General features: G+C 57.5%; 1 protein-coding gene. It reads right to left on the bottom strand.

Annotated elements, in window-relative coordinates:
- Positions 1–211: 211 nt before the first annotated feature.
- The coding region (locus A3754_RS01035; protein ID WP_063518624.1) for an SPFH domain-containing protein at positions 212–908 on the bottom strand (697 nt) is incomplete at its 5' end.

Genomic DNA, 908 nt, shown 5'->3' with positions numbered 1-908 from the left:
TACTCTCCATGTCAGAATTCCTGTCCTTATAAAATCTATAGCAGGGGCAGGTTAATTACCATGGAGCAGATAACAGGCTTTTCATTTATTCGGGTTCACCAGGAAAGGGTGAACAGGTCGAGGTTTGCGGGGCGCTAGCAGGGGACGAAGAGTTTGAAGAAGGGGATAATCCTGCGAGCGAGCGCATGGCGGTCGCTCGCAGGGCTGGAAATCAAGCGGGGGTCTTTTCCACGGTCTTGAGGACTTTTTGCAGGCTGGCGACGGTGCCGCCGATATCGCTGAGCCCCTGGGGCAGCAGCATGGTGGTGGATTCCTTGGCGACTTTCTCGAAGGCGGTAACGTATTGCTCTGCGATACGCAGGCTGACGGCTTCCTGGCCGCCGTCTTCTTTCACGGCAGAGGCAACCTGGCGCAGACCTTCGCCGGTGGCGGTGGCGATCAGCTCGATCTGACGGGCGCGACCTTCCGCCTCGTTGATTTGCTTCATTTTCTCACCTTCAGAGATGTTGATCATCTCCTGCTTTTCACCTTCGGAGCGGTTGATCGCCGCCTGGCGGTCACCCTCGGAACGGTTAATGGCGGCCTGGCGCTCACCTTCGGATTCAGCAACCACCGCGCGACGTTCCCGCTCGGCGCGGACCTGTTTCTCCATGGCATCCTTGATGGATACGGGCAGGTTGATGTCGGCCACTTCGTAACGCAGCACTTTCACGCCCCAGGGTTGGGCGGCTTCGTCAACGGCGCGAACCACTTCCATATTGATTTCGCCACGTTCTTCGAAGGTTTTGTCCAGATCAATTTTACCGATCACCGAACGCAAGGTGGTCTGGGCCAGTTGCTGGGCCGCCATGACATAGTCGTCCACGCCGTAGCTGGCGGCTTTGGGGTCGATGACTTGCAGGTACATG

Source organism: Alcanivorax sp. HI0083, from assembly GCF_001635175.1.
This window is presented reverse-complemented; position numbering and strand designations above follow the sequence as displayed.